At 39.0% G+C, this 22,970-nt stretch carries 20 protein-coding genes, 1 tRNA gene and 1 other RNA gene; all 22 read right to left on the reverse strand.

Translation table 11 applies throughout. The annotated features are described in order from the left end of the window. Positions 1–38: 38 nt before the first annotated feature. The 22 genes from alaS to DW000_RS04895 all read right to left on the reverse strand — a co-directional run bounded on the left by alaS (position 39) and on the right by DW000_RS04895 (position 22,935). Positions 39–2,654, reverse strand: a complete 2,616-nt coding sequence (alaS, locus tag DW000_RS04790; RefSeq protein WP_120055395.1) for an alanine--tRNA ligase — start codon at positions 2,652–2,654, stop codon at positions 39–41. Between the two features lie 277 nt (positions 2,655–2,931). Beyond that, positions 2,932–3,744 (reverse strand): NlpC/P60 family protein, encoded by an 813-nt coding sequence (locus DW000_RS04795; RefSeq protein WP_004696370.1) that lies wholly within the window; start codon positions 3,742–3,744, stop codon positions 2,932–2,934. Between the two features lie 84 nt (positions 3,745–3,828). After that, positions 3,829–4,839, reverse strand: coding sequence for a glycosyltransferase family 2 protein (locus tag DW000_RS04800; RefSeq protein ID WP_004696372.1), 1,011 nt, complete (start codon positions 4,837–4,839; stop codon positions 3,829–3,831). A gap of 376 nt (positions 4,840–5,215) precedes the next feature. Continuing rightward, positions 5,216–5,593: a hydrogenase expression/formation C-terminal domain-containing protein gene (locus DW000_RS04805; RefSeq protein WP_004696374.1), complete on the reverse strand. Its 378-nt coding sequence runs from the start codon at positions 5,591–5,593 to the stop codon at positions 5,216–5,218. Positions 5,594–5,661: 68 nt separating this feature from the next. After that, positions 5,662–6,240 (reverse strand): HyaD/HybD family hydrogenase maturation endopeptidase, encoded by a 579-nt coding sequence (locus DW000_RS04810; RefSeq protein WP_021148321.1) that lies wholly within the window; start codon positions 6,238–6,240, stop codon positions 5,662–5,664. Further along, positions 6,233–7,042, reverse strand: a complete 810-nt coding sequence (cybH, locus tag DW000_RS04815; RefSeq protein ID WP_004698529.1) for a Ni/Fe-hydrogenase, b-type cytochrome subunit — start codon at positions 7,040–7,042, stop codon at positions 6,233–6,235. Before cybH ends, DW000_RS04810 begins: the two co-directional genes overlap by 8 nt. Positions 7,043–7,056: 14 nt before the next feature. Next, the gene (locus DW000_RS04820; protein ID WP_024061955.1) at positions 7,057–8,958 is read right to left on the reverse strand and encodes a nickel-dependent hydrogenase large subunit; all 1,902 of its coding nucleotides are present in this window, start codon (positions 8,956–8,958) and stop codon (positions 7,057–7,059) included. After that, positions 8,958–10,097, reverse strand: coding sequence for a hydrogenase small subunit (locus tag DW000_RS04825; RefSeq protein WP_004696383.1), 1,140 nt, complete (start codon positions 10,095–10,097; stop codon positions 8,958–8,960). Before DW000_RS04825 ends, DW000_RS04820 begins: the two co-directional genes overlap by 1 nt. 273 nt (positions 10,098–10,370) lie before the next feature. Beyond that, the gene (locus DW000_RS04830) at positions 10,371–10,700 is read right to left on the reverse strand and encodes a thioredoxin family protein (RefSeq protein ID WP_004698670.1); all 330 of its coding nucleotides are present in this window, start codon (positions 10,698–10,700) and stop codon (positions 10,371–10,373) included. A 57-nt stretch (positions 10,701–10,757) separates the two neighbouring features. Further along, positions 10,758–11,108, reverse strand: an RNA gene (rnpB, locus tag DW000_RS04835) — RNase P RNA component class A. Between the two features lie 49 nt (positions 11,109–11,157). Then, positions 11,158–12,261 carry a Nif3-like dinuclear metal center hexameric protein gene (locus tag DW000_RS04840; protein ID WP_077708557.1) on the reverse strand — a complete coding sequence of 368 codons (1,104 nt, stop codon included), beginning with the start codon at positions 12,259–12,261 and terminating at the stop codon, positions 11,158–11,160. Between the two features lie 15 nt (positions 12,262–12,276). Further along, a complete protein-coding gene (locus DW000_RS04845; protein WP_077708558.1) occupies positions 12,277–13,008 on the reverse strand; it encodes a class I SAM-dependent methyltransferase in 732 nt (243 codons plus the stop codon). Between the two features lie 192 nt (positions 13,009–13,200). Beyond that, positions 13,201–13,275: transfer RNA gene (locus DW000_RS04850), tRNA-Ile, on the reverse strand. 65 nt (positions 13,276–13,340) lie between these two features. Beyond that, positions 13,341–13,904, reverse strand: coding sequence for a GTP cyclohydrolase I FolE (gene folE, locus DW000_RS04855; RefSeq protein WP_004696390.1), 564 nt, complete (start codon positions 13,902–13,904; stop codon positions 13,341–13,343). Positions 13,905–13,985: 81 nt separating this feature from the next. Then, positions 13,986–14,729: a 4Fe-4S cluster-binding domain-containing protein gene (locus DW000_RS04860; RefSeq protein ID WP_101928401.1), complete on the reverse strand. Its 744-nt coding sequence runs from the start codon at positions 14,727–14,729 to the stop codon at positions 13,986–13,988. After that, positions 14,716–15,054 (reverse strand): 6-carboxytetrahydropterin synthase QueD, encoded by a 339-nt coding sequence (queD, locus tag DW000_RS04865; protein ID WP_120055397.1) that lies wholly within the window; start codon positions 15,052–15,054, stop codon positions 14,716–14,718. Before queD ends, DW000_RS04860 begins: the two co-directional genes overlap by 14 nt. A gap of 205 nt (positions 15,055–15,259) precedes the next feature. Beyond that, entirely contained in the window at positions 15,260–16,420 is a 1,161-nt protein-coding gene (gene rpoD, locus DW000_RS04870; RefSeq protein WP_004696398.1) for an RNA polymerase sigma factor RpoD, read from the reverse strand. A 28-nt stretch (positions 16,421–16,448) separates the two neighbouring features. Then, positions 16,449–18,221, reverse strand: a complete 1,773-nt coding sequence (dnaG, locus tag DW000_RS04875) for a DNA primase (RefSeq protein ID WP_120055399.1) — start codon at positions 18,219–18,221, stop codon at positions 16,449–16,451. Positions 18,222–18,476: 255 nt separating this feature from the next. Further along, the gene (rny, locus tag DW000_RS04880) at positions 18,477–20,078 is read right to left on the reverse strand and encodes a ribonuclease Y (RefSeq protein WP_004696400.1); all 1,602 of its coding nucleotides are present in this window, start codon (positions 20,076–20,078) and stop codon (positions 18,477–18,479) included. 118 nt (positions 20,079–20,196) lie between these two features. After that, on the reverse strand, positions 20,197–20,640 hold the full coding sequence (locus DW000_RS04885; protein WP_120055401.1) for a regulatory protein RecX: 444 nt from the start codon (positions 20,638–20,640) through the stop codon (positions 20,197–20,199). Between the two features lie 2 nt (positions 20,641–20,642). Continuing rightward, positions 20,643–21,683 carry a recombinase RecA gene (recA, locus tag DW000_RS04890; RefSeq protein ID WP_004696404.1) on the reverse strand — a complete coding sequence of 347 codons (1,041 nt, stop codon included), beginning with the start codon at positions 21,681–21,683 and terminating at the stop codon, positions 20,643–20,645. A gap of 4 nt (positions 21,684–21,687) precedes the next feature. Next, a complete protein-coding gene (locus DW000_RS04895) occupies positions 21,688–22,935 on the reverse strand; it encodes a competence/damage-inducible protein A (RefSeq protein WP_120055403.1) in 1,248 nt (415 codons plus the stop codon). Positions 22,936–22,970: the final 35 nt, after the last annotated feature.

Below are 22,970 nucleotides of genomic sequence, written 5' to 3' on the forward strand. Positions count from 1 at the left end.
TCTATAACAGATACAAGTATAATTATAAAATTATATGCCTATTGTAACATAGATTTTAAGGCTTCACCACCAGCTTTTAATGCTTCCATTAATTTAGCTGGCTCTTTGCCACCTGCTTGTGCCATATCCGGACGGCCACCGCCATTACCTCCAGCTACTTGAGCTGCTGCTTTAACAATATTACCTGCTTTTGCACCTTTAGCAACAACATCTTTAGATACTTTACATACAAAGTTTACCTTATCATCACCCATAGCAGCGCCTACAAGAACCACACCAGAGCCATTCAATTTATCAAGGCCCATATCAGCTAAATCACGCAATTCATCGATGGAGGACGCCTTTACAGCTGCGGCAACAAATTCAACATCACCTATCACAACTTTACCAGCAACGATGTCAGCTGCACCCGCTGCAGAAACTTCTTTACGAATTTGTTCTAATTCTTTTGCTGTGTCTTTAGCTTCTGTCAACACTTGGTGTAAGCGTTCTTCTATTTGAGGTGCTTTAGTTTTAAGCTCGCTTGCCATGCGTTCAATAGTCAAACGATCTTGTTTTGCTGCATCGAGAGCTGCACGACCTGTAATCGCTTCAATACGACGTACACCAGAACCGATACCAGCTTCAGATGTTAAACGGAAGGAACTAATGAAAGCTGTGTTGCCTACATGAGAACCACCACATAATTCAACGGAGAAGCCAGGAACCTCTACAACGCGAACTACATCACCATATTTATCTCCAAAGAGTGCCATCGCACCTTTCGCTTTTGCTTCGTCCATGGACATTTCAGCGATAGCTAGGTCCGTAGCTTTTAAAATTTCTTCGTTTACAAGTGCTTCGATTTGATCAAGTTCCTCTTGTGTTACAGGGGAGAAATGAGTGAAGTCAAAACGCAAGTAATCAGGAGTTACTAGAGAACCAGCTTGGTTAACATGCTCGCCAAGAACCTTTTTCAATGCTGCATGTAACAAGTGTGTTGCTGTATGGTTGCGGGCCATTGCTGCGCGACGATTTATATCCACTTCAAGCGTTACATCGTCACCTTCAGAAATAGAACCTTCTACAACAGTACCGATATGATATACAGTACCTTCTGGTAAACGTTTTGTATTATGAACCTCTACCTTACCCATTGGGCCTACGATAAAGCCTGTATCACCTAATTGACCGCCCCCTTCAGCATGGAAAGGAGTAGTGCGTACGATAACAGTAATTTCATCGCCATCAGCTGCTGTTTGCAAGCGTTCAGAACCTTTACCAAGCATCAATACGGCGGATGCAGTTTCTGCCTCATCTTCAACAAGTTCTTCATCTTTCAAGAATGTAATGTCTGGTGTTGCTACCTTCGCATCTTCTTTTACACGAGCTTCACGAGCGCGTTCGCGTTGTTCTTTCATAGCAGCTTCAAAACCTTCATGGTCGATTGTAAAGCCGCGTTCAGAAGCTATTTCCTCTGTTAATTCCCAAGGGAATCCATATGTATCATATAGTTTAAATACTTCTGTACCAGGAACAACAGTTGCTTTTTCAGCAGCAAGTGTATCAATCAAGGAGTTTAATAACTCAAGACCTTGTTCCAATGTTTGGTTAAAGCGTTCTTCTTCATTTTGTACAACACGCTTAACGAAGTCTTGTTTTTCAGCGATGGATTTAATACCATGGCCAAGAATGTCTACGACTACATCAATAAGTGGTGTTAGGAAGATACCTTCAATACCAAGTAAACGGCCATGACGTACAGCACGGCGTAAAATACGACGCAATACGTAGCCGCGACCTTCGTTGGATGGCAATACGCCATCGGAGATCAATGCAGTGACAGCACGAGCATGGTCAGCAATAACCTTCAAAGAAACATCTGTATTTGGATCTTCGTTATATTTCACACCGGCCCGTTTTGCAGTGGCTTCAATAATTGGGAAAATCAAATCGGTTTCAAAATTTGTTTTACAACCTTGTAATACGGAAGCCAATCGTTCAAGACCGGCGCCTGTATCAATATTTTTGTGTTGTAATGGTTCATAAGACCCATCTGGCATTTTATTGAATTGTGTAAATACTAAGTTCCAGATTTCAAGATAGCGATCACAGTCACAACCTGGTGCGCAATTAGGGTCATCACAACCATGTTCAGGACCTTGGTCGAAGAAAATTTCACTGTCAGGACCACATGGGCCTTCACCAATTTCCCAGAAGTTATCTTCAAGGCGTGTAATATGGCTTTCCTCTACACCACAATCATTATGCCATGTATCATACGCTTCTTGGTCATCTGGATATACAGTGACATATAGTCTATTTTTATCGAGTTTAATAACTTCAGTTAAGAACTCCCATGCCCAGTGAATCGCTTCTTTTTTGAAGTAATCACCGAAGGAGAAGTTACCAAGCATTTCAAAGAATGTATGGTGACGAGCCGTACGACCTACGTTTTCAAGGTCACCGGTACGCATACACTTTTGGCTTGTTGTAATACGGTGACAAGGAGGTACCAACTTACCTGTAAAGAACGGCTTCAATGGCGCCATACCTGCCCCAATCAATAACAAAGACGGATCGTTTTCTGGTATAAGAGAAAAACTATCTAATTTTAAATGTCCTTTACTTTCAAAAAACTGCAAGTATGCTTGACGCAGTTCATTACCCTTCATGTGTATATTCCTCCTAAAATTATTTACTCTTCATTATAACTCAAAAACGATATAAAATCTATTAAAAACATTGAGATTATGCGGAATTTACGCACTTTCACACCAATTCAAGCAAACCGCAAAAAATATAATTTTAAATCCATATTTTTTACAATAAAAGTAAAGGTCAAATTTAGTCAATGCTAGTTAAGTCATAAATAATAAACATAAAAAGAGGTTATACAAATCAACAAAACAAAATTGATTCGTATAGCCTCTTTTATAGCTAGTTATTAAATTAGCGTACAACGCGTTTTGCGCCGATGTAACGTTCACCCCAATAGCCAGTATCAAGATCTGCTACTGCAACACCACGACTGGAAGTGGCGCTGATGAACTTGCCATCGCCAATATAAATACCGGAGTGAGATGGACCTGGTTCATAGGTTTCGAAGAATACCAAATCCCCTGCTTTCAAGTTCGCACGAGAAACTTCAACACCTACGTTATACTGTTCATCTGCCAAACGCGGTAAAGAAATACCTTGTTTTTCAAATACATATTTAACATAACCGGAGCAGTCAAAGCCACTTGGAGTTGTACCGCCAAATACATATGGTACACCACGGTATTTGTCAGCTTCTGCCAAGATTGCGTGAATGCTACTAGGTGTTTCATTTTTCGTAATATTGTTTAATTTAACGTTCTTGCCATTAATGGAATGACCAGCGATACGACGGGATGTCGCATTACTGTTTGTAAAAGCGGATTTCGTTGCTACTGCTTTAGTCGCTGCATTTTGGGTCAATACTGCCTTCGTAGAACGAGGCGCACCCATCAATGCATTATACGTAGCAGGGCCTACGATACCATCCACCGGAAGGCCACGATCTTGTTGGAACAGACGAACTGCCCACTTCGTTTCCTTACCATATACACCATTTTTATCTGTAGCATTATAGCCGTGTTTAATTAGTTGTTGTTGAACCGCTGTAACACTTTTGCCCTTATCACCATATTGTAATGTTGTTGCGCCAACCATGGCTGTTGTGGCACACACAAAAGTTAATGTTAATGCCGTTATTTTAACCTTACTATATTTTGACTTCATATGCTTCCTTTCCAAAAAACTTTTAAAGTAAGTTATTTATTCAAAATATACTAACCGTCTATTTATTTGCATTCACAAATACAGCTAGTCTTCTTTGCTTTTGTTAGTATAAGCCTCTGGTGCCATAAAAACATCTGCACTACTTGGTCCGAGTAACGGAGCCTCTTCATGCTCTTCAAAATTTATAGCTGACTTAACCCAATACAAAGGCCGTTGCTTCACCTCTTCAAAAATACGACCTACATACTCGCCAATAATTCCCAGTCCGACGAGTTGAATTCCACCAATAAACAAGATTGATACACCCAAGGTTGTCCACCCATTCAAAGCTTGTCCTGTAAGATATACATACAAAAGATGTAAGATGAGCAAAAAGCTCATTCCACCACAAAGTACACCTACATACAAGGCGGCCCGTAAAGGCACCCTTGAAAAAGCGGTTACACCATCGAGAGCAAATCGAATCATTTTACGCACACTAAACTTTGAGACACCTGCAAATCGAGGTGGTGCCACAAAGTGCAACTCTGCTTGTCTGTACCCTAAGGCGCCGACAATACCACGCAAAAATCGACCATGTTCTCTGAATCGTTTCAACGTGCCCAATGCTTTACTATTCATGAGGCGGAAATCGGACCCACCTTCAACAATAGGAACATCGGCCATTTTGTTCATCAGTTTGTAATAATACTTAGATGTGAAAGATTTAGCCCAACTAGCGTCATCAGTTGAATCGCGTATGGTACGCACCACGTCATACCCTGATTCCCACAACCGAACTAGTTCAGGAATCAATGCAGGTGGATGCTGCATATCACCGTCCATTGTAATGACTGCATCGCCATGAGCATAATCAAGCCCACATGTAAGTGCCGTTTGATGCCCAAAGTTACGAGCTAGCAATAACACTTTAACATGTTTATCATTGAATGCAATTTCACGCAGTATCATAGCTGACGAATCACTAGATCCATCATCCACGAAGATTAATTCATAATCATACGTGAGACCTGACATAACATCAGTTACAGCTTTATAAAAGTTCGCTATATTTTCCTCTTCGTTATATACAGGCACTACAATAGAAAGTAACATAAATCCTCCAAAGTATTTTACTCACATATTTTATGTTAATTAGTAAATTAAGGCAAATGCTAAAGGTTAACAATAGGCCTAATAATGTTTATAAAGCCAGTAAATAAGCTATTTCTCTGTAAAACGCCAATGAAGCACTTCATTTATCCTTTATATAAGCTAAACGAATTAATTTTATATTTATTTATTTGTAAGACTACTTAATAAAGCAATTTATAAAAAATATTTATTTTAATATTACATAAATAAATACGATTATTTCTGGCTTTATCAACTATTAATCAAAAATTTATATGAATTTTTATCATAAAATTATCAAAAACGCCTAATTTCATCTATTTTTCATGAAAAAGAGACCCGTTAAGGGTCTCCTTTACTATAATCCAGCAGCATCAATCCAAGATTGTAAATCTTCCTCCGCCAGTTCCATATCTTCTATATAAGCACCAGCTACAACTGGATATTTAGCAACCTCTACTGTATGTAAAATGGAATCATCGCGACCATTTTTATAAGTCCCAATCCAGATTCCAGAAAATTGTGATTCATACCATTCTACAGGTTGATCAGTTTCATTAAAGTTAATCGTAATATGACCGCGTCCAAGTGTTTCTAATACTTCAACTTGTTCTTCCTCTGTTAAACCTGTTTTTTCAATATAAATCGAATATGTCTCACCATTTTCACGCAAATTCTTTAGAGCCAAACGCAACTCATTTAAAACGGCGCGAACATTACCATAATTTTCAATCATAAATACTCCTATACAGAAACTATCTTTACATTCTATAAGCTATCTATACATTATATGAAATTTCCACGTTATGCTTTAGGCTCAACTGTTACGCCCCATTCTCGTAGGACATGCAAAATACGTTTTTTAACCTCAGGCAAGGCACATTGTACCGGCTCGCTAGGTTCAAAACCAATTTCCAATGATTCCGGTTCTACACCAATAACCACTGCATCTTCTAATGGATCTTCTTGAATAGCACGGATGCGTAAAATATCTTGCATTCCTACTTCATGTACAGAAATATGTTCCGTAAAATATTGTTCCAATTCCTTATGAGGAAATTCATATATAGTTCCTGGAGCATCTCCACCATTAATAGCGTCTACAAGAAGAATTTTCTTCATACCACGCATATACGTGAGTAATTCCATCCCCATAGTGCCACCATCAATAATGGAAATTGCAGGTGTAAATGTGAAAGATTCTTTCAATTCTTTTACTACATGAACACCTAACCCCTCATCGGTAAGCAAAATATTACCGACTCCAAGTAGGACAATTTCATTATCTCCATCATCATAAAGGCTGTTTAAATCAATACGCGGACCCTCTGAGTCCGCGTATTGTTTCAAGCCACTGATGATATCAGTACTTGTATTAGTCATTTTCTTGTAATTCTCTTTCTCTAGGATCATTAGGATCACTTGGACGATATGTAGTACCAGATGGTTTATCAATACGTTCCCCACGACGGCGTTTACCATTGAGGTCTTCAATATCAATTGGGTCATGAGCGTAATATTTCATACCCGAAACCATAGCAGATACTTCGCCGGATTCCTCCATAACGTCTTCTCGGAATGCCATATACACGTGAACAATAGTAAAGAACAAGAATCCCCACGCAATGTAGTGATGGATAACATGGACTTTATATTCACCACCAAATAATGTAATCACTGGTGCAAATAAAGTTCCTAGAATACCATTAGGATTAACCATCGAATACATTGCAAAACCCGTTAAAATTTCAAAGAAGAACATAATGTATACCATCATATACGCAGTTCTAGCTAAGGAATTACGAAGCCAATGATGTTCATGTTTTTGAGGAATCATTAAATAGTGCAATGTTGTTTCTTTAAGACCGTACCAATACCGTTTTTGACGGAATTTAGGTAATAATCTATCCCCTCGGTTCCAAAGAGCGCCTGCAAAACGGAAGATAAAGGAGAATGTTAAGATAACACCTGCAATGAAATGAATACGCCGCATAGTTTCCATAGAGAACCAGCCATCAATAGCAAAAGTTGGTTCAGGGTTACCCGTAATCGCAGCAAAGCCTGGATCACCAATATATAGTCCTGTCCAGAATAAAGCCGTTACACTAAGCACCATAGTCCAGTGGAATATGCGCAGCCATAGACTAAATACGACATACGCCTTTTTGTCAGTATGTATTAACATAAACCCACCACCCTTTATTTACACAATGCATCTGTATTGACGGAAACAATTTTTTCGCCTTTTTTATTGTATAAATGGGTTGCACATGCGAGGCATGGATCAAAGGAGTGAATTACCTTCAAAATTTCAAGTGGTTTATCTGCAATTTTTACATGTGTATCAATCATGGAATCTTCATAGGCACCATGTTCATTAGCTGCAGTTTTAGGGCACGCATTCCATGTAGATGGTACGATACATTGATAGTTTGCAGAGCGTCCATCTTTAATATGTATCCAATGACCCAAACCACCACGAGGCGCATCTACAAGACCAACACCTTTAGCATCTTTATCCCATGTGTTTGGCTCAAATTTAGTCATATCTGCTACTGTAGTATCACCATTTTTGATATTAGATACAAGTTTGTTAAAGAAGTATTGACTAATATTTGCTGCCACTTGTGCATCAAGGCCACGACATGCTGTACGTCCCACCATAGTAGTCATCCATACATGAGCTGGTACACCCAATACTTGTGATACTGTATCAATTTGACGAACAATCATAGATTCAGCCCAAGTTGGGTCTTTGATTATGCCTTGTTTTACTTTTGTATACACAACAATATATTTTGCTAATGGACCAACCTCTGCGGTTTTCCCTTTGAAAGTTGGAGATTTAATCCAAGAGTATTTTTTATCTTCATCAAGGAATTCCCATTTTTCTTTTGTACCAGATTTAGGACCCGTAAATTTAGGATCAGTAACACCTTCAATAGGATGAAGTGTTTTTGTTCCGTCCGGGTATGTAAACCAGGAATGATCAACCTCTTCACTAAGATATTGAGGATCCATAAAATCCTTACCTTCTAATGGGATGAAGGTTGCTTTATCTACACCTAACGCAAAGTTTTCAACGACGCCATTGGAACGAACAATACATTTCTTATGATAGTCACCATTAGAAGTGCCTGTGTAAGTATCATCTGGATAATCACCATAAGACATAACACGTTTCTTCGCAAGCCCACCACCATCAATCATACCTTTTTCTACATAGATTTTGCCAATAGCTAGTAAATCTGGTAAATAAAAATTATCTACTAAGTCTTTAGCTAATGCAATAGATTGTTCAACAGCTCCTAGGCGTTGTGTATTGATAGGTGCATTCATATCATTCATCGAGATAGAACATGGCATGCCACCTACAATGTAATGAGGATGAGGGTTTTTACCACCAAATACAACGTGAGGAATTACAATATCCCGTTGACGGTCAAGAATATTCAAGTAATGGGATACAGCCATCAAATGAACCTCTGGTGGCAACAAATTATAATCAGGATGATCCCACCATTGCGCAGAGAAAATACCTAATTGACCAGATTCAACTATTTTCTTAACCTTTTGCTGTACAGCCGTAAAGTAGGCTGTAGTAGCCTTAGGAAACTCTTTAGGATAAGCAGAGTCTTTGGATGCTGTTTCAGCAGGTGCTAAACCGCTTACATTATATGTAGCCAATACATCATTTTGTAATTGTGCGGTTTTAGCAGGGTCGGCACTAAGAGCTGCTACCGGGCTAACCCAGTCAAGGGCATGTAAATGATAGAAATGCACAATATGATCATGCACATCTAGACTACTATGCATAATATTACGTATATAGTTTGCATTTTTAGGAATTGTAATACCAAGCGCATCTTCAACAGCTCTTAACGAAGCCAAGGCATGTGTTGTAGTACATACACCACAAATACGTTGTACGAACGCCCAAAGGTCACGAGGATCGCGGTCTTTAGCAACAAGTTCGATACCGCGCCAAGCAGTACCAGAAGACAATGCATCCTCTACTTTACCACTCGCTTCATCAACTTTTATTTCAACCCGTAAATGACCTTCAATACGGGAAATCGGATCTACTACTACGCGTTTCATTAGTGACCTCCTCCATTATTATGTTTCTTTTCATCCCATAAGCCTTGTTCTTTTAAGCGTTTTTCTTCTTTCATATCAAGAATTTTATTACGCGTAAGAGTTGCAGCACCATGAACGATAACTGCTGCAGTAGCACCAACAGCAGCTACTGTACCGATTGTATCAGCAGTCGTGATGGTATTAGCCAATGGAATATCTGGTAAACGTTTGTAGAATACGTCATTATCCCAAAAGCCCTTTTCAGAGCAACCAATACAACCGTGACCGGATTGAATTGGATAGGATAAACCATTCCACCAACGCAAGTTACCACAAGAATTATATGTTTGAGGTCCACGACAACCTACTTTATACAAACACCAACCAGATTTGGATGCATCATCGTCGAATTTTTCAACAAAAAGTCCAGAGTCAAAGAAGGCACGACGGTAGCATGTGTCGTGAATACGATTGCCATAAAATTGTTTAGGACGGCCTTGAGAATCAAGAGGTGGAATTTGACCGAATAATGCATAGTGCATGATTACGCCAGTCATAACCTCTGGAATTGGAGGACAACCAGGGACCTTAATAATTGGCTTGCCAGATACAACGGAAGATACAGAAACTGTATTTGTTGGATTTGGTTTTGCCGCCTGTATACCGCCCCAAGAAGCACAAGAACCATATTCTATGATTGCTGCAGCTCCTTTAGCTGCTTCTAATAGGGATTCTTTAAATGTACGTCCACCTACTGTGCAATAAACACCATCTTCATCAAGTGGTACGCCACCTTCAACAGCCAAGATATATTTACCGGCTTTTTCTTTGATGATTTTTTCTAAATGTTCCTCTAATGGTGCACCAGACGCTGCCGCCAAAGTATCATCATATTCTAAAGAGATCATGTTTAAAATAACATCAGAAGTAAAGGGAGAGGATGAACGGATAAAAGATTCACTACAACCAGTACATTCATGACCATGCAACCAAATCACTGTAGGTAATTCAGTTGTTTCGGCAGCCTTAACAACGGTGTCTAACATCGTTGGAGGTAGTCCTAAAATAGCAGTGAGTGCTACACAGGATTTCATAAATGTTCGTCGACTCAAACGGCGTTCTTGGAAGAGTGTCCACAAACTATTTATACGATTCTTCATGGAATATAGCCTCCTTACAACAACTTTGCGCAATATAATTATATTACTTAATAAACTACAACGTTTATGACGGAAATCATTTTATTAGCGTCCTCTATCACTTTGAAGAAGTTCAACCAACATGATGACAATCATATTTCTACTATTTTATTATATCACTTAACATTTTTGAAAACTATGAAATTTAACAAAAAAGCTGTATATAAGAAATTAACTTTCCTTATATACAGCCTCATGTTATTCATTTCCTAAGAATTCCTAGTTATTAATTAATCAGATAACTTCCTTTATTAGAGACTCAAGCATATCTGCTTTTTTATAGCCCACAAGGGAATCGAGCATTTTGCCATCGCGGAAGAATACTAAGGATGGAATACCATCAACATCTTCTTTTAACAAAATACCGCGAAGATTTTTATCTTCTGCATTAACACTAAAGAATTCTACTTGACCTTTTAAACGCTCTGCTACATCTTCAATCTCTGGGCGCATAACAGTGCATGGTTCGCACCAACCAGCCCAAAAATCAACAATAGCTAAACCTTTAGCGCCAAGCACTTTCTCATCAAATTCTTGTACACTAGTAATTGCTGTAATTGCCATGAAGTTCTCCTAACAAAGATCTACAATCTTATATACTATCAATTATATGTTAAATATAGAAGCAAGCAATCAATAAGCCGAGTTCTGTTCCACTTGCGCGGTGACGATTATCTTTCTAGGCGTACAGTCACCTGCACGCTCGAGCGACACAACCCGGAAGGTAGGCGGGACCACCCTTAACCCTTCCCTATTCGGTCTTGCTCCGGATGGGGTTTACCGAGCCAGCCTGTTACCAGACTGCTGGTGAGCTCTTACCTCACCTTTCCACCCTTACCACTTACGTGGCGGTTTCCTTTTCTATGGCACTTTCCCTAAGGTTACCCTCGCCAGACGTTATCTGGCATCCTGCCCTATGGAGCTCGGACTTTCCTCGAGTCTTATAGACTCGCAACCGTCTTTCATACTTGCTTCAATTCAGTTTATCATAGCTAACAATTTGTTGCAAGAAAATGCATCATTACACAAAGAAGAAATCATTTTGTTCTGTGAAAGCTTTCACAGGAACAGCAAGCCCTGCAGAGATTAAATAGTCACGTAAACCATGTGCCACTATAGACTCAGTTCCAAAATGCCCCGCATCAACTACGAGTAAGCCTAATTCCTTAGCCATTTGCGCCTCATGATACTTCACATCACCTGTAATATAGGCATCTACATGTAACCGGGCAGCATCCTTAATAAATTCTGCACCTGCACCAGAGCATAAAGCAATGGATTGAATCGCTTTCGGCACAATACCAGCAAAACGAATGTTAGCATCAGGCAACGCTTCTTGTACCCACTCACGGAAAGAATCTAAGTTTAATGCATTAGGCAAGCGACCTACCCGTCCTAGATATTGAGTTGAACTAGTAGGCTCGACTATATTCAAAACCTCATAAGCAACTTCTTCATATGGATGAGCAGCTTTCATAGCCGCTACGACTTTGCTTAAATGCGTACCATCAACGATAGCATTCACTTGTACCTCAGGAACCACTGTCAAAGCACCAGCTGCCCCAATGACAGGATGAGAATCTTCATTACCAACAAAGCGTCCTTCCCCATGGATACTGAAACTGCAATGCTCGTAATTACCAATTCGGCCTGCCCCTGCATCACCCATCGCCAATCGAACCGCATCAGCCGAGCTTTCAGGTACAAAAGTGGTCACCTTATAAAGCGCCTCTTCACCAGTTTTAATGAAGCCCTTAATATCTATAAGTCCCAATTGCTTCGCCAACATATCATTTAGACCGCCTGGTGCGATATCAAGATTTGTATGAGCACTATATACGGCAATCTTATGTTGAATCAGCTTATTAATCGTACGCCCATGAGCAGTATCACATGATATCTGTTTCAACCCTTTAAAGATTAATGGGTGGTGGCTAACAATTAAATTACAATTTTGTTCAATAGCATATTCTACGGTTTCTTCTGTTACGTCTAACGTAGTCACTACACCTGTAACAACTACATTCCGATCGCCCACCATTAAACCTACATTATCCCAAGACTCTGCATAAGAACGCGGTGCTAATTGCTCCATCAAGGTAATAACTTGTTGAACCGTTATCATACAACTCACTTCTTTCTATTTATTCTCTAAAAGATTACGAAGAAAATTAACTTCCTGCTCTAAATCCTGATATTTATCAGTATGATTTAATTTCTCTGTCATATCATCTAATGCACATTGTCGTTGATATATTAAATACTCTATATATTTCATCCAAAGTGGTGGTCTATCTTGTTCCAATAAAGCCCCTACAGACCACAACAAGGAGTCTTCCGGTAACGATTGATAAACATCTACATATTCAGTCATACCTGTATAAGCTTCCACGCAGTCATTGCGCACGGCTAAAAATGCTGTATAGAGCTTACCAGCATCTTCTACGATAATTTCTAGAACAATAACATATCCCTTTTGAACCATATATTGACGTAATTCTTTTTGTCCATTCTGTGGTTGGAGTACATAGAACTCTAATGGTTCTGGGCCTGCATCTACAATATCTCGCATTAAAAATCCACCCATACCACAACAAATGGCGCCGTTCAACTCGCCCTTTTCTGTCACTTTAAGACCATCGCCTAAACGACAATCTACTTTATCGGCTAGTCCACAAGACTCAACATATGATCTTGCAGACTCTAACGGACCTTTATGTACATCACCGGCAATGACATATTCAGCGCGTTGACGGTTGATGAGCTCTACCGCTAAATAGCCATGATCGGTACCGATATCGGCAATGGCATGAGCCTTTGGTACGATTGAGAATACCGCTTCTAGGCGGTCCATCATAGGTCTAGGTTCCATAACTTCCTCTACTATCACTAATTATTTATTCGTAATTACTAATTCTTGATTATTTTCTTACTTATTTGTTCTCGTTTATATATGTCTAAATACAATACTATTCTGAAATAATATCTATTATGTTGCCTCAAAATGAGTTACATATAAAAATAACCGCCCTTGAAATCTCAAGGACGGTAGATATCAACATAATGGTGGGCCCACCTGGGTTCGAACCAGGGACCGACCGGTTATGAGCCGGTTGCTCTACCCCTGAGCTATAGGCCCTCAGTTAGTTTCTAGCTTATTAATTATACCGAATAGACTATTATTTAGTCAAGGCAACTCAAATCTTAAGACTGTTTCATTAGCATAAAACGGTGAATCATATGATCTTCGTTAAATACGCCTTTAGTAGTTAGTGTAGTCGTTTGGCTATCTGTAGATTTAATACCTCGTGCACTCATGCAGCTGTGAGACGATGTAATATGCACAATAACATCATCAGACCCTGTTGCTAAAGAAATTACTTCCGCAATATCTTCACCAATTTTTTCTTGTAGTTGTAAACGCTTGCAGCACATTTCAGCTATGCGGGGAATCTTAGATAAACCTATGACACGACCTTTTGGAATGTACCCAATACTGATACTCATATCATACATCAATGCCATATGATGTTCACAATGAGAGAAGCAAGTAATATCCTTTACTACTACCATTTGATTTGTATCTACAGCGAAGGTCTTACCATACATGTCTGCAATCTCAGCATTTGTATACTGAATGCCTTCATATACCTCTTCCATCATTTGAGCCACCCGTTTCGGCGTTTCTAACAAACCGTCCCGATTAGGATCCTCACCTAATGCTTCTAACAACTGATATATAAGCGATTCTATTTTTTTTGTATCCATATTTACCCCTTTATATCAAGATTTCATCAGACCTCATATCATACCATAGAAAAGATACTGATACTATACAGCCTAACAATACTATACACCCTTTGCATCTGGATCCCAGACAAATTTATGGATTTGCAGTTGGAATCGTACATTCTGCAAATTATATGCTTTCATATACTCGATAATTGATGCCGCCTCAATCTTCCCCCATACAGGAGATACATATATTTGAGCCTTTGTAGAATATTTACCAATTATGTGACGCATACGATCCAAATCTTCTGGAGAACCAACGACAAACTTAATCAAATCACGTTCTGTAGCCACCTTGAATATATCTATATTCATAGACTCTTCAGCTAAAGAGGACGGCGTTTTATAATCGTAGGTAAACCACACATTATCTCTATGAAAGCTCGGTACAATTGTGCCATTTGTTTCAATATTGAAATCATAATAGCTAATATTAGGTATCTTTCGTTTATCAAATTTATCTACATCATTGATAGGATTCAAATCACTTTGACTTGATGGACTGTTTTGTATCTTTAAAGCCTTCCGACGATTTAATTCATCAATTAACTCTACAACAGCAGCTTCTTGTAATAGAGGCTCCCCACCAGTAATAGTAATGCGATGATTGCCTAAGCTTTCAATAACATCCGCCACCTCACATATAGTCATCTCTGTGAAAACACTATCAATGCCATAGCTATAAGTCGTGTCGCAATAGGAACAGCGAATATTGCAATCATGGAGGCGTAAAAATGTAGTCAGCAAGCCTTGCCGACTACCTTCCCCATCAATAGAGGCAAAAATCTCAATCACGTTCATAAATAGCTGTGTTCCCTTCAGATTCTTGAATCTCTACTTTAAAGCATTTTGGGCCCAATTCATCAGCGATCCATTTTGCCATATTCTCCGCAGTAGGATTTATATCGCCTAGTACATCGTTGATATGGCGATGGTCCAATCGACCATGAATTTTTTCTTTAATAATCGTAAAGTCGATGACCATCCCATTATGATCTAACTCTTCAGAACGTGCATGAACTGTAATAATCCAGTTATGCCCATGAAGATTTTGACATTTACTCGGATAATCTAGTTTTAATTGATGAGATGCACTCACCTCTAACCGTTTAGTAACTGTAAACATTATATCTCCTATCTATTACATAAGCTTTCAACTTATATCTATTACATAAAACTTATCGCTATTACATGAAACGCTTGTCTATTACGTAAGTCTTATCATAAATTACTTTTTATTGTAAGATATTACCATTTTTTATTATAACACAAAAGGGTTGCAATACAGTGCTATACAACACTGCATTACAACCCTTAAGAGATTCAAAATATTATAAGAAATCTTTGATTTTATCACGTTTACCGCGGTTGCGCAATTTAGTAAGCGCTTTACCTTCAATCTGACGAATACGTTCACGTGTAACATTGAAATGTTGACCAACTTCTTCCAATGTACGAGGCTTACCATCCTTCAAACCAAAACGTAAAATCAATACTTGTTGCTCACGATCAGTCAAGCATGTAAATACATCTTCAATTTGTTCTTGCAATAAAATGTAGCTAGCTGCATCATCTGGAGCAATTGCATCTTGGTCCTCGATGAAGTCCCCTAAATGGGAATCTTCCTCTTCACCAATCGGAGTTTCCAAGGATACTGGCTCTTGGGCGATCTTTTGAATTTCACGTACCCGCTCTACAGTAATTCCCATACCTTCAGCAATTTCTTCTGGCAATGGCTCACGACCTTTGTCTTGCAACAATTGTCTAGAAATACGAATCAATTTATTAATTGTTTCTACCATATGTACAGGAATACGAATCGTACGAGCTTGGTCTGCAATAGCACGCGTAATCGCTTGACGAATCCACCATGTAGCATACGTTGAAAATTTATAACCTTTAGTATAATCGAATTTATCTACCGCTTTAATCAGACCTAGGTTACCTTCTTGGATTAGATCCAAGAACAACATACCGCGACCTACATAACGTTTCGCGATACTTACAACTAATCGCAAGTTAGCATCTACCAATTTTTTCTTAGCCTTTTTGCTAAGTTGAATATCTTTATATGTAGCATCCTCTTGTGCACCAGCTTCGATTTGCTTAGCTAATACGATTTCTTCGTCAGCTGAAAGCAATGGTACGCGACCAATCTCTTTTAGGTACATTCGTACAGGGTCATCAATATTAACACCAGAATCAACACTTAAATCGATAGAAATTTTCTTCTCGCTAGAAACTTCGTCTTCATCTTCATCCGTTTCAATTGTATGACTATCTGTATCATCAGCATCAATATCTGCCACAATCTCAACATTCAATTTACCCAAAGTCGTATAAATATCATCTAATTGTTCCGCAGTAATTTCCGTCTGCTCATGAAGAGCATCTGAAATCTCGGATTGTGTCAACACACCGCTCTTACGGCCTTTTTCAAGAAGTTGCTCAACAATCTCCTCTATTTGACTTTTTTGTACTTTCTTAGCCACAGCGCTCTCCTTTTTAACCATTAATGATTTACTTAGACCATTCTCTAATTAAATTCTGTATTTCCTGACACTTATGTAATTCGCTAATAAACGTCGAATCTCCTGCTCGTTTTAATTGATCCGCCATAATTGAATGCGCTTTATACTGTTCACGCAATGAATGGAGCCTTATCTTGCGGATTAATGCAGGCACTTGTACCTTGTAGTCATCGTCACTCATGACGACCAACCTAGAGTAAATATCGTATTCTTGAGAAGATAAAACAGATTGAATTGCAGTTTCATCTAGACGACCTTCGGACTTATACAAGGTGAATAGCTTTTCTATTATACCTCGATATTCAATTTTTTCAAAGTCCTCTAATGGCAAATAGCTCATCATATGTTGTAATACTTCGCCATCTGTGAAAGCTAAGGACAATAATTTTTCCGCATCCCCCTTTGGTAAATCCTGTGTTGGCAAAGGTGTTGATGCAGTATCCACTAATTCAATTTGTCCTTTTTTCACATAATCTCTAAAGTATCTAAAAATAGTACTATTATCAAGCCATAATGGCAATGCCAATGTTTTTAAAGCATCATCTCTCTGTGTTTGACTATCTATATTTGCAATATATGGGAAAACATCTGCCATAACAGCCTGCTTCCCTTCTGTATCATTTGTATCGTGTTTAATCAAAGACTCACTTAATAGATAATCAAGAGGTTTAACAGCTTTAGCAACTAACTCCTTAAATGCCTGTCCCCCATGATTACGCACATAATCATCTGGATCTTTACCGTCTGGCATGGCAAGGACACGCACCTTAAAATCCGTATTTTGCAATAATTCAATAGCCCTAGCAGCCGCTTGACGACCAGCACCATCCATATCATAAGCTAACACGATTTCTTCAGCTTGCCTCATCAAGATATGCCCATGATCTCTTGTATAAGCAGTCCCCAATGATGCGACTACATTAGTAACACCATGATTATGAGCGGATATAACATCCATATAGCCTTCTACAAGAATAGCTTGTTTTTCCTCACGAATAGATTTATAAGCCTTATCAAAGGCAAATAAGAGTTTACCTTTTTCAAAGATTGATGACTCTGGAGAGTTTAAATATTTTGGTGTACTATCATCCATAACGCGTCCACCAAAAGCAACTACTCGCCCTTTACCATCCATAATAGGGAACATAATTCTATTTCTGAAGAAGTCATAAAATTGACCCTTTTGGTTCTTTCGGACAAGATTCAACTCTAAAAGAATGGAATCATCAATGCCACGCTCATGAAAGGCACGATATAACTTATCCCAACCATCAGGAGCAAAACCAAGCTTAAATGTTTCTATGGTCTCTTGTGTGAGCCCTCGCTTTTTCAAATAATCTAATCCCACTTTACCAATAGACGTTTGAGTGAGACAGTTATGGAAAAAGGTAGACGCTAAATCAGAAGCTTCATACAGTTTTTTGCGCCTTTCATCTCTAGCTCTTTGTTCAGGTGAAAGTTTCGCCCCTGGCAATGGAATATTAGCTCGATTAGCTAGCCGCTCTAGGGCTTCTACAAAGGTTAAATGCTCTAATTCCATAAGAAATTTAATAGCATTTCCTGATGCATGGCACCCAAAGCAATAATAAAAACCCTTTTCAGGGGCTACACTAAAGGATGGCGTTTTTTCATTATGAAATGGACAACAACCCCAATAGTTCTTGCCGCGTTTCTTTAAGGCTACATGCTCGGATACAACTGACACGATATCATTAGCATCTTTGATTTGTTCAATCAACTCATTTTCAAAATATCGGCTCATAGCCAACGCCTCCTTCCCCATATATATATTAATTCTATATACAAATAAAAAATCCTCTATTTGTAAAGCATTTCAATCAATTAAATTATTAAAAAAGTATAAATAACTTGATACGAATCATAGGAATCATCATCTACAACGCAATGTAAATGATGATTCCTATACGCCGTATATAGCAATATATAATTACCGAAACTTTGATAACAATAGGCTGCAATGAAAACATTGCAGCCTATACTTATCGCTTATAGCATATTATTTTGCGTAATCCACAACGCGAGTTTCACGAATAATTACGACCTTAATTTGGCCTGGATATTCAAGTTCTGACTCGATGCGTTTTACGATATTCCGAACAAGTAATGTAGACTCAGCTTCATCAATCTTATCCGGTTTTACTACAACGCGAATCTCACGACCGGCTTGAATAGCAAAACATTTTTCAACGCCTTCGAAGGATTCAGCGATTTCTTCCAATTTAGATAAACGTTTTAAGTAGTTTTCTAATGTTTCTCGACGTGCTCCTGGACGGGCAGCGGAGATAGCATCAGCGGCAGCTACTAATACAGCTTCTACGGTTTGGAACTCTTCATCACCATGATGAGCACCAATACAGTTAATTACTGCTGCACTTTCACGATATTTACGAGCCACATCAACACCGATTTGAACATGAGAACCTTCAAGTTCACGGTCTAATGCTTTACCAATATCATGAATCAAACCACCTCGTTTAGCCAAAGTTACATCACAGCCTAGTTCAGCTGCCATTAAACCTGCTAAATGAGATACTTCAATGGAATGTTTCAATACGTTTTGACCATAACTAGTACGATATTTCAAACGGCCTAAAATCTTAACAATTTCAGGATGTAAGCCATGAACATCAGCTTCAAATGTCGCTTGTTCACCAGCCTCTTTAATAGTTTGGTCCACCTCTTTACGAGCTTTACCAACCATTTCTTCAATACGAGCTGGATGGATACGACCATCTACAATCAATTTTTCCAGCGCAATACGAGCCACTTCACGACGAATTGGATCGAAGCCGGAAAGAATAACTGCTTCTGGTGTGTCATCGATAATCAAATCAATACCTGTTAATGTTTCGAGTGCACGAATGTTACGGCCCTCACGACCGATAATGCGCCCCTTCATTTCATCATTAGGCAATGCCACTACGGATACGGTAGTTTCCGCTACATGGTCAGCTGCACAACGTTGGATAGCAGAGGAGATAATTTCTTTCGCTTTTTTCTCCGCTTCATCCTTAGCTTGCTGCTCCATTTCCTTAACCATAATCGCCGTTTCATGACGGATTTCTTGTTCCACATTCGTTAACAAGATATTTTTTGCTTCTTCGAACGTCATGCCAGAAATACGTTCCAATTCTGCCATTTGTTTTTCATACAAAGCTTCTACCTTTTCACGGCTTTGGGCTAAGTCAGCTTCTTTGCGATGTAAAGCTTCCTCTTTGTGCTCAATATTGTCTAATTTTTTATCCAAAGATTCTTCTTTTTGAAGAATACGACGTTCCATACGTTGAAGTTCAGAACGACGATCTTTATTTTCTCGTTCTACATCAGAACGGAGCTTATGAATTTCTTCTTTCGCTTCTAATAAAGCTTCTTTCTTTTTAGACTCAGCTGTGCGTTCACCATTTGCAATGATGCGAGCAGCCTCTTGTTCAGCTTGATTCAGTTTTCCTTCAGCAATATTTTTTCTTAAAAAATAGCCTACCCCTAGTCCAATCAGTACCATTACCACTGCAATTAGACTATACTCTAAAATTTCTTTCACCTCCTTTTTATTTCTCAAAATTGAGCTTTCATGCTCCTTTTTATGCCCTTTATGCATTAAATTATCAATTAGCCATATCATCATATAAATAAATAAGGCTATTATTAATTTTAGACTTCAAAGCCCTTTCTGTCAAGATTTTACAAGCCTACCAAGGCCTCTCAAAAAGCAGAATTTATTCATAAAAATCATTGCATACAACTTGAATTGTGCTTGTTGAGAACCCCCTGTATTTGAGAAAACTAAAAACTTTTACCCGAGGAGTCTTTTCTTCATTGAGAATAGATCCAAATTTTTTCTCTACCACCCGATAAGCAGCTTTTACCTCATCATAAGCAGAAATTTCTTGAGGAATCGCAAGTCCTCTAAGTTTCATTTTTTGCTTAATCATATAAGCACCGTATTTCTGTTCTTTCATCAAATACGCTAATACCTGCTCAGATAAACGTTCATCATTAATGTAATCATAATCTCTAAGGCGCTCAAGGACCCTCTCAATGATAGGGTCCTCGAATTGTTTACGTCTCATTTTTTTCGTCAGCTCATAAGAACTAAGGAAGCGTTGGGCTAGGAAGCGATACGCTTGATCCATAGCAGCTTGCATCGTTTCGTCACTCATGATTATACTTCTTCAGTTACTTCTTCACCAATTACATCGATTTCTTCAGTGCCAACAGCCAATGTATCACGAATAATGCGATCGATTTCATCAGCTATTTGTGGATTCTCTAACAAGTATTGTTTAGCCGCTTCCTTACCTTGCCCCATACGTTCCCCATTATAGGAGTACCAAGCACCAGATTTATTAATAATTTCCATATTTGTACCAATATCAATAAGTGTGCCAGTTTTAGAGATACCTTCGCCATACATCAAATCAAATTCAGCTGTCTTAAATGGAGGTGCCACCTTATTTTTGACAACTTTGACTTTTGTTCGAGCGCCAACATTTTCGTTATTTGCTTTAATTAATTCCCCTTTACGAACATCAAGTCGCACGGAAGAATAGAATTTCAACGCACGACCACCAGTTGTTGTTTCAGGATTACCGAACATAACACCTACTTTTTCACGCAATTGGTTGATGAAGATAACAACTGTTTTGGATTTACTGATGATACCAGTCAATTTGCGCAAAGCTTTACTCATCAAACGAGCTTGTAAACCTACGTGAGCGTCACCCATTTCACCATCGATTTCCGCTTTAGGAACCAAAGCCGCTACGGAGTCAACTACAACGATATCTACTGCACCACTGCGAACAAGAGCTTCTGTAATTTCTAGAGCTTGTTCTCCATTATCTGGTTGAGAAATCAACAAATTATTGATGTCTACCCCCAAGTTGCGAGCATATACAGGATCCATCGCATGCTCCGCATCAATAAATGCCGCAATACCACCTTGTTTTTGAGCTTCTGCTACAGCGTGAAGAGCCACTGTTGTTTTACCAGAAGATTCTGGACCGTAGATTTCAATTACACGGCCACGAGGGAAACCACCTACACCAACAGCAATATCGATAGCAAGAGAACCAGAGGAAATCACCTCTACATTCATGCGATCTGCCGCTTCACCAAGACGCATAATAGCACCTTTACCAAAATCTTTTTCGATTTGTTTTAACGCGTTATCCAACGCTGCTTGTCTGCCATCTACAGCCATTATTTTATTTCTCCTTTTCTGTTATATAAGTATAAACATAGTATAGTGCTAGCTCTGCCGCACTTTGTCTAATATCTTCTCGATTGCCAATTAAATTAGCTTTATGGGCCACTGTGCCATGTGGACCAGTAACACCAAACCACACTAGTCCAACGGGCTTTTCTTGAGTTCCTCCACCAGGACCGGCTATCCCCGTTGTAGAAACAGCATATGTTGTTTGGCCAACAGTTCGTGCCCCCTCTGCCATAGCCTTAGCCACTTGTTCACTAACAGCGCCATATATATCTAACATATCTTGTGGTACACCTAAAACACGATGTTTCAAATCATTACTATACGAAATGACACCACCCATATAGTACTCACTACTACCACTGACATTAGTAAGAAGCTTACCAACTAATCCTGATGTACATGATTCAGCAGTACTAATAGTACTATGTTTCTCTAACAAGGTTCGGCCTAGAGTTTCCTCCATAGAAATCGTTAAGTCGCGTCCTACGCGAGAACCTAATCGCTCTCGTATGATTGCATCCCATGGATTTAGTAGGTCTTGGGCCGCTTCTAATGTTTCAGCTTTAGCCGTAATGCGTACTTCGATATAACCTTTTTTAATGAGTAAAGCTATGGTTGGATTTGATTGCTGCTTAATGAGATCCATCAAGGTGCTTTCTAAATCGATTTCACGAATATCATACACACCATAACGATAAGATGTAACAACACCTTGAGAACCAAATCGGTTATTCAAATAAGGAACTACGCTCTCTTGGAACATACCCTTCATTTCACCAGGAGGACCTGGCAGAAGTATGTATGTAGTATCTCCATCTTCAACGACGACACCTGGTGCAACTCCAACAGGGTTATATAATACTTTCGCCCCTTCTGGTAATTGTGCTTCTCGCCGACTCGCATCAGGTATAGTACGGTTTACACTTTTAAAGAATCTTTCAAGCTCATCCATGGCCTCTTGATTAAATACAATAGGTCTGCCAATTGAATCGGCAAGTACATTACGTGTAATATCGCCCTGCGTAGGTCCTAGCCCACCAGTACTAATAATAATATCAGCCCTTGTACTAGCGAGCTGAAAAACTTCAGCCATTCGTTTCGGATTATCACCTACCACCGATTGATGGGCAATGGTATATCCTAGTTTATTCAACTCTTGTGCTAGCCATGATACATTCGTATTTACTGTATCACCTAACAATAATTCTGAACCTGTAGAAATAAGTTCTACAATCATCAGATCACCTCCACAATCGAATATATCGAACTGTG

It is taken from the genome of Veillonella sp. AF36-20BH, assembly GCF_003602765.1.
GTDB lineage: Bacteria > Bacillota > Negativicutes > Veillonellales > Veillonellaceae > Veillonella > Veillonella hominis.

Excerpts from the sequence above, each read along its gene's own strand:
- alaS (WP_120055395.1), bottom strand. The coding sequence starts at position 2,654 with ATGAAGGGTAATGAACTGCGTCAAGCATACTTGCAGTTTTTTGAAAGT.
- DW000_RS04795 (WP_004696370.1), bottom strand. The coding sequence starts at position 3,744 with ATGAAGTCAAAATATAGTAAGGTTAAAATAACGGCATTAACATTAACT.
- DW000_RS04800 (WP_004696372.1), bottom strand. The coding sequence starts at position 4,839 with ATGTTACTTTCTATTGTAGTGCCTGTATATAACGAAGAGGAAAATATA.
- DW000_RS04805 (WP_004696374.1), bottom strand. The coding sequence starts at position 5,593 with ATGATTGAAAATTATGGTAATGTTCGCGCCGTTTTAAATGAGTTGCGT.
- DW000_RS04810 (WP_021148321.1), bottom strand. The coding sequence starts at position 6,240 with ATGACTAATACAAGTACTGATATCATCAGTGGCTTGAAACAATACGCG.
- cybH (WP_004698529.1), bottom strand. The coding sequence starts at position 7,042 with ATGTTAATACATACTGACAAAAAGGCGTATGTCGTATTTAGTCTATGG.
- DW000_RS04820 (WP_024061955.1), bottom strand. The coding sequence starts at position 8,958 with ATGAAACGCGTAGTAGTAGATCCGATTTCCCGTATTGAAGGTCATTTA.
- DW000_RS04825 (WP_004696383.1), bottom strand. The coding sequence starts at position 10,097 with ATGAAGAATCGTATAAATAGTTTGTGGACACTCTTCCAAGAACGCCGT.
- DW000_RS04830 (WP_004698670.1), bottom strand. The coding sequence starts at position 10,700 with ATGGCAATTACAGCAATTACTAGTGTACAAGAATTTGATGAGAAAGTG.
- DW000_RS04840 (WP_077708557.1), bottom strand. The coding sequence starts at position 12,261 with ATGATAACGGTTCAACAAGTTATTACCTTGATGGAGCAATTAGCACCG.
- DW000_RS04845 (WP_077708558.1), bottom strand. The coding sequence starts at position 13,008 with ATGGAACCTAGACCTATGATGGACCGCCTAGAAGCGGTATTCTCAATC.
- folE (WP_004696390.1), bottom strand. The coding sequence starts at position 13,904 with ATGGATACAAAAAAAATAGAATCGCTTATATATCAGTTGTTAGAAGCA.
- DW000_RS04860 (WP_101928401.1), bottom strand. The coding sequence starts at position 14,729 with ATGAACGTGATTGAGATTTTTGCCTCTATTGATGGGGAAGGTAGTCGG.
- queD (WP_120055397.1), bottom strand. The coding sequence starts at position 15,054 with ATGTTTACAGTTACTAAACGGTTAGAGGTGAGTGCATCTCATCAATTA.
- dnaG (WP_120055399.1), bottom strand. The coding sequence starts at position 18,221 with ATGAGCCGATATTTTGAAAATGAGTTGATTGAACAAATCAAAGATGCT.
- rny (WP_004696400.1), bottom strand. The coding sequence starts at position 20,078 with ATGCATAAAGGGCATAAAAAGGAGCATGAAAGCTCAATTTTGAGAAAT.
- DW000_RS04885 (WP_120055401.1), bottom strand. The coding sequence starts at position 20,640 with ATGAGTGACGAAACGATGCAAGCTGCTATGGATCAAGCGTATCGCTTC.
- recA (WP_004696404.1), bottom strand. The coding sequence starts at position 21,683 with ATGGCTGTAGATGGCAGACAAGCAGCGTTGGATAACGCGTTAAAACAA.
- DW000_RS04895 (WP_120055403.1), bottom strand. The coding sequence starts at position 22,935 with ATGATTGTAGAACTTATTTCTACAGGTTCAGAATTATTGTTAGGTGAT.